A 6,151-nucleotide genomic window follows, 5' to 3' on the forward strand; every position below is an offset into this window, starting at 1 on the left:
GCCGGCGCCGCAGTCGCGCAGTTCCCGGGCGACCTGCCGGACGGGCCCGACACCCCAGGACCCGGCGACGAGCAGGGCGAGCGGGGCGGCGTACGGCAGTTAGAACCTGGCGCGGGCCTGGTCGCGCTCCTGTCCGTCGCCGGGACGGAACCGGGGGTCGGCGACCGGGCCGCACACGCGAACGTCCCGGGCTCCGGCCGCTCGTGCCTGCGCGGCGGGCACGCCGTGGGCGGCCAGGTGCACGTCCACGCCGTCCGCCACCCACAGCGGATGCACGGAGAAGTCGGTCAGGTAGGTGAGGACGGGGGCGGTCAGGCGGCCCGCGCGACGCAGGTCGCCCAGCAGGCGACTGGCTCCGGGGTAGGTCGAGACGACCGCGCCGGTGGCCGGATGCTCGTCCAGGCGCCGTGGGCCTACCAGCGGATCTACACCAGCACCGAACGCGTCGGGGGCGGCGGCCCCGCGTGTCCGTTTCGTCTCCGAGCTGTCCGCACAGGACGAGCAACTGCTGCACCAGCTGCTGTCCAGGAACGACGGTCGTGACGACGCCGGGCGGCGCGGGGACGACGGGAGGTGAGCCGGTGCTGATCAGCGTCTACGTTCCGCTCGCGGTCACGGCCGCGCTGACCGTCTTCGCGCCACGCATGTCCCGTCGACTCGCCCCGCGCCCCGCGGCGTGGGCTCTGGCCTGCGCCGCGCTGGTGACAGCGGTCGGCTGGACGGGATCGCTGGCCTTGCTGGCGTTCACCGGGGTGGCGCAGATTCCCCAGGTGGCGGCGGAGGGCCGCTGGTCGGTGCCCGCGCTGCGGGCCGAGGACCCGGTCCACCTCACCGTCGCGGTGGTCAGCGCCCTGACGCTGCTGGCGGGAGCCGTCTCCCTGGTCCTCGCAGCCGTACGACAGGCCGGTCATCTGCTCCGGGCCCGGCGCGAGTGCGCCCGGGCACCCGGCGACAGTCAGCTGGTCGTGATCGACGACGACACTCCGCAGGCGTTCGCCCTTCCCGGCGCCCCCGGACGCATCGTGGTGTCACGCGGCATGCTGCGCTGCCTCGGCAACGAGGAACGCGAGGCGCTGCTGGCACACGAAAGAGCCCACCTCCGAAGCCGCCACCACCTCTTCCACATCCTGTGGCGGCTCACCGCCGCCGTCAATCCGCTGCTGCGGCCACTGGCCGACGCCGGTGGCTTCGCCCTGGAGCGCTGGGCCGACGAGGAGGCCGCCGCGGAGGTCGGGAGCCGCAGGGTCGTCGCCCGCGCGGTCGGGCGGGCCGCCCTTGCCTCCGCCTCCCGCGCGACGAGTACTCCGGCGCTCGCCGTCACCGGCGGTGACGTACCCCAGCGGGTCCGGGCCCTGCTGGCCCCACCGCCGCCTCGCCGCACCCTCCCCATCGCCGGGGGCGCGCTGCTGCTGACCCTGTGCTGTGCCAGCCTGGCCAACGCCGCGTCCGACAGCGACCGGATGGTCGACGACGCGCAACGGGCGCGGTGCGCCGCTTCGCTCACGCCCTCAAGCGCAACGCGGCGTGACGGCTTCCATGACACACCTGACGTTCACTGCCGGCACCGCGAACCGGGTGAGCGAGAAGGCCACGGCGGGTAGCCGGACGGCCGGGAAGCGACGGTGGGCCTGGGGGCTGTGGGTCCGTCAGCGACAGAGCGCCGCGAGCAACGCCAGTTCCCGCATCCGCCGAAAGCGCGGTCGGACCTGAACGGGGCTCGTACCGGCCAGTTCAGGAGTTCCGGGCCGCGACCTCGACGCGCCGGACGGTGTTCCTGCGCTCCTGAACACGGGCGTAGCCCATGAGGCCGATGAGGACCGCGAAGAGCACGGCGGACGAGCCCGTCGTGCCGAGGTCCAGGCCGCCCTTGGCGATCGGCTTGGTGAGGAAGTCACCCGCGGTCGCCCCCAGTGGGCGGGTGAGTACGAAGGCGATCCAGAACAGCACGACGTTCGGCACCACGGGCACCGGCATGAGGGCGAGGAGTACGCCGAGCAGTGCGCAGACGAGGAGCGCGCCGCCCAGGTAGCCGAGTCCGGAGCTGTCGGACAGGAAATCGCCCATGGAGGTTCCGAGCGTGTTGGACACGAGGATCGCCGACCAGAAGAGGGCCTCGCCGCGAAGCGTGGTGATGTCGCGGATGACGAACGTCATGCCGGTGAACCTCCAGACGACGAAGATCGCGGCCAGGATCGAGACGAGGATCGCCGCGCCGACGGGGTAACCCAATCCCAGGCCCTGGGGGCCCCAGCCCAGCGACGTCGCCCCGACCGAGAGGTACTTCGCGCTGGCGTCACGGTTCATGAAGTCGGACATGGTGGTGCCGGCCATGCTGGTGGACAGGATGACGGTCCAGTAGAAGAAGGGGTTGTACCGCTTGGAACGGAGCTGGACCACCAGCGTGACCACGAAGATCAGGAACAGTGCGACCGTGGTGAGGAAGTAGCCCAGCCCCAGGGTCTGGGCGAAGAGGTCCCCAGCTGTTTCACCGAGAGTCGTGGCGGCGATCTTCATGATCCAGAAAGCCAGTGTGACCTCCGGGAGCTTCTTCACGACGTACGCTCCGGTGCCGACGACGTCCTGCTCGGTCAGCGCTTCTGACTTTTCCACTGTCCATCACTCCTGGTCGGTGTATCGACGCCGCACGCTCATGGATCGGGCCGCCGGGTGGGCACGAGGGGGTCGTGCGGCGTTGCCGGTACCTCGCGTCCCCTGCGGCGGTGAAGTGACCGTGTCCGAGCGCGTGTTTGCTTTCCCCTCACACGGAACATGAAGGACCCGGGTTCGACGCATGCGACGACGCGGTGGCGGTCGTGACCTTCAGCGTGGCGGAAGCCGGCCGCCCTCGTACGTCGCGACACGGTGACCGGCGGGCTCGGCTCTTCGCCGGCCGGTCCGGGGGACCGGGTCAATCCCCCGGACCGGGGAGGAGCAGGGTGAACGTGGTCGGAGCCGGGGAGCGCAGGCTCAGCCGCCCGCCCGCCGCCTCCGCCAGTTCCCGGGCCATCGCGAGACCGATACCGCTGCCCGGGCCGGTCGTGCTGCCGCGCGTGAACACCGCCCCTGGGGCGAGCGCGAGCGTCCCTTCGTCGGCCACATCGACCGCGACCGCCCCGGCGGTCTCCCGCATGGCCACCGCGGCCGTACCCCGGCCGTGCCGCAGCGCGTTGTCGAGGAGGACGTCGAGGATCTGCGCGGTGGTGCGGCCCGCGACATCGAAGGGCTCGGAGCCGGGCGACGAGCGGAACTCCAGCCGCCGCCCGGCGGCGGCGAACTCGCCGTGCCAGCGCGCCCGTGCGCGGTCCAGGACACGGTCGAGCGGTTCCCGGGGGACCGGCTGCTCCTCACCGCTGCCCGACCGGGCCAGCCGCAGCACCTCCGCGATGGTCTCCTCCAGGTGGCGCACCCGCTCCAGGGCCTCCCGCACGGCCGGGCGCAGATCCCGACCCGGAGGCAGCTTCTGGGCGGCCTCGAGGCCGAGTTGGAGCCCGGTCAGCGGCGTACGCAGCTGATGGGAGGCGTTGGCGCTGAAGTCTCGCTCCCGGCGCAGAAGGTGGGTGAGCCGCTCGACCATATCGTTCTGGGTGCGGGCCAGTTGGTCCAGCTCCGCGATCCCGCACGGACCGGCCCGGGCGCCGAGGTCACCGTCGGCGATCTCCGTGGCCGTACGGGAGAGCGCCTCCACCGGGGCGCTCAGTGAGCGTGCCTGGCGGCGCGCGACCAGGACCGCCGTGGCCAGGGCCAGCAGGGTGACCGCCAGCAGGAGCGCCCACGCCCACAGAACGCGGTTCCAGACCGTACGGGCGGGGACCGAGGCCCGGACCACCCCGATGACCTGTTCCGCGGAGACCACCGGGACCGCGACGACGAGATCGTCCCCGCTGCTCCCGCGCGTGACCTTCCCGCCGACCGCCCGGCGTGTCACCGGGTCACCCGACGGTCCTCCCGTACCCGCGCGCAGGCGCACCGCGAGGTCGTACACCCCCAGCCGTCCCCCGGGTCGGGGGCGCGGCAGCTCGACGGCGTCACCCGCGGAGAATTCGGGCCCCACGGCGACCGTCGCCGCGAGGGCCGTACGCTCCAGGGCGCCGCGCTCGGCCTCGAAGAAGGACCGCTGGACGACCGCGGCCAGCGGCCCTGCCAGCAGGACGAGAGCCACCAGGACAGCGGCCACCGCCACCCGCACCACACGCTGCCTCATGGGCCCATCATGGCCTCCGCGGTCCCGGTTTTGCCTTCGCCTCACCTTCACGGCCCCGGCCCTTAACGCGGCACTGCCTAGCGTGGGAGATCCATCCAGTGTTCGGAGGGCGCCATGAACATGCGTGGCACATGCGCTGCTTCCGCCACGGTCGTGCTCGTCGTCGCGACCCTCGCCGGGTGCGGTGCCTCCGGCTCCCCGGCGGCCGCCGATCCGAAGCCGCCGCCCGCCCCGGCTGAATCGAATCCGCCCGGCGACATCCCCGACAACCAGGTGTACGTGGTGTTCAAGCCGCCCACAGGCGGTTTCACGGTCAGCGTGCCCGAAGGCTGGGCACGTACCTCCACGGGCCCGGTCACCGCGTTCACCGACAAGCTGAACCGGATCGAGGTGTCCGAGCGCGCCGCCGCGCAGGCCCCCACGATCGCCTCGGTCACGGCGCGCGACGTGCCGGCGCTGGCCAAGGCGGTCTCCGGGTTCGCGCCCGGGAAGGCCTCCGAGGTGACGCGCAAGTCCGGCAAGGCCCTCCTGTACACGTACCAGGGCAACACGGCCCCTGACCCGGTGACCGGCAAGGCCGTCCGCGACGCCTTCGAGCGGTACGTGTTCCACCACGACAGCCGCGACATCGTGCTCACCCTGTCGGGCCCGGTCACGGCCGACAACGTCGATCCCTGGCGGACGGTCACCGACTCGCTGCGGTGGCCGTAATGGCCGCCGCGGTCCCGTCCGTCCTGAATACCCGACCCGCGCCCCCCGCCCCGCCGGCTCTCGACGCCCGCGAGCTGTACCGGTTCTACCGCGCGGGCGAGGAGGAGACCCTCGCCCTGCGCGGGGTGTCCCTCACGGTCGCTCCCGGAGAGCTGGTGGCCGTCGTGGGCCCCTCCGGCTCCGGCAAGTCCACGCTGCTGGCCTGCCTCGCGGGCCTGGACGAGCCCGAAGGAGGAACCGTACGGGTCGCCGGAGAGCGGATCAGCCACCGGCCCGAGGCCGAGCGGGCCAGGGTCCGGGCCCGCAGAATAGGCATCCTGCTCCAGACGGAGAACCTGATCGCCCACCTCGACGTCACCCAGAACATCCGCCTCGCCCGCACCGCCGGGGGGCGGCGCAGCGTCGGCGGACCCACCGTCGAAGGCCTCCTGGACCAGATGGGCCTGCTCGGCCGGGCCCGCGCCCTGCCTCGCGAACTGGCCGGGGGAGAACTGGCCAGGGCCGGCCTGGCCGTCGCCCTGGCCAACGACCCCGCCGTACTCCTCGCCGACGAACCGACCGGCGAACTCGACGGGAGCACCGAACAGCGCGTCCTGGACCTGCTGCGCGCCCGCGGCAGTGACAGCCGCCGCGGCGTGCTGCTCGTGACCCACAGCACCGCGGCCGTACGGGGCGCCGACCGGGTCCTGACCCTGCGCGACGGCAGGATCGAGCCATGACCGGCCTGCCGCTCGTCACCTGCCGGGACGCCGGACGGACCTACGGACACGGGCAGGCGGCCGTGGTCGCCGTACACGGCACCAACTGCCAGGTGCACCCGCACGACCGGATCGCCGTCATGGGGCCCTCAGGGTCGGGCAAGTCGACGCTGCTCCACCTGATGGCCGGACTGGAACAGCCGACCAGCGGCGAGGTGCTCTGGCCCTGGTGCGCGGAAGCCGCGGGCCCGAAGGCCGGGCCACGGGCCCGTGCGCAGGGCATCGGGGTCGTCTTCCAGAGCCCCAGCCTCATCGCCACCCTGGACATCGCCGAGAACACCGGCCTGCCGCTGGTGCTGTCCGGGGAAAATGCCGAGCTTGCCCACGGCCGCGCGCTGGCCGCCCTGGAACGCGTCGGCGTCGCCGACCTCGCCGCCAAGCTGCCCGACGACATCTCGGGCGGACAGGCACAGCGCGTCGCGGTCGCCCGAGTCCTGGCCGCCCGGCCCCGGCTCGACCCAGCCGACCAGCCCCACCCGCC

General features: G+C 73.0%; 7 protein-coding genes. 4 read left to right on the forward strand and 3 right to left on the reverse strand.

Annotated elements, in window-relative coordinates; all coding sequences use genetic code 11:
- Positions 1 to 99: 99 nt before the first annotated feature.
- Positions 100 to 276 carry a hypothetical protein gene (locus QMF80_RS22315; protein ID WP_349372230.1) on the reverse strand — a complete coding sequence of 59 codons (177 nt, stop codon included), beginning with the start codon at positions 274 to 276 and terminating at the stop codon, positions 100 to 102.
- 263 nt (positions 277 to 539) lie between these two features.
- Here QMF80_RS22315 and QMF80_RS22320 point away from each other — a divergent pair, with 263 nt between their 5' ends.
- Positions 540 to 1,601: a M56 family metallopeptidase gene (locus tag QMF80_RS22320; RefSeq protein WP_283455986.1), complete on the forward strand. Its 1,062-nt coding sequence runs from the start codon at positions 540 to 542 to the stop codon at positions 1,599 to 1,601.
- A gap of 130 nt (positions 1,602 to 1,731) precedes the next feature.
- Here QMF80_RS22320 and QMF80_RS22325 read toward each other — a convergent pair whose 3' ends face one another.
- Positions 1,732 to 2,610: a COG4705 family protein gene (locus tag QMF80_RS22325; RefSeq protein WP_283455987.1), complete on the reverse strand. Its 879-nt coding sequence runs from the start codon at positions 2,608 to 2,610 to the stop codon at positions 1,732 to 1,734.
- A 298-nt stretch (positions 2,611 to 2,908) separates the two neighbouring features.
- Positions 2,909 to 4,201, reverse strand: coding sequence for a HAMP domain-containing sensor histidine kinase (locus tag QMF80_RS22330; protein WP_283455988.1), 1,293 nt, complete (start codon positions 4,199 to 4,201; stop codon positions 2,909 to 2,911).
- Positions 4,202 to 4,321: 120 nt separating this feature from the next.
- Here QMF80_RS22330 and QMF80_RS22335 point away from each other — a divergent pair, with 120 nt between their 5' ends.
- The 3 genes from QMF80_RS22335 to QMF80_RS22345 form a co-directional block, all read left to right on the forward strand.
- The gene (locus tag QMF80_RS22335) at positions 4,322 to 4,912 is read left to right on the forward strand and encodes a hypothetical protein (RefSeq protein WP_283455989.1); all 591 of its coding nucleotides are present in this window, start codon (positions 4,322 to 4,324) and stop codon (positions 4,910 to 4,912) included.
- The gene (locus QMF80_RS22340; RefSeq protein WP_283455990.1) at positions 4,912 to 5,631 is read left to right on the forward strand and encodes an ABC transporter ATP-binding protein; all 720 of its coding nucleotides are present in this window, start codon (positions 4,912 to 4,914) and stop codon (positions 5,629 to 5,631) included. Before QMF80_RS22335 ends, QMF80_RS22340 begins: the two co-directional genes overlap by 1 nt.
- Positions 5,628 to 6,151: ABC transporter ATP-binding protein (locus QMF80_RS22345; RefSeq protein ID WP_283455991.1), on the forward strand; the 524-nt coding region annotated here is incomplete at its 3' end. The genes QMF80_RS22340 and QMF80_RS22345, both read left to right, overlap by 4 nt.

It is taken from the genome of Streptomyces sp. G-G2 (genome assembly GCF_030063135.1).
In the GTDB taxonomy this organism is placed as follows: domain Bacteria; phylum Actinomycetota; class Actinomycetes; order Streptomycetales; family Streptomycetaceae; genus Streptomyces.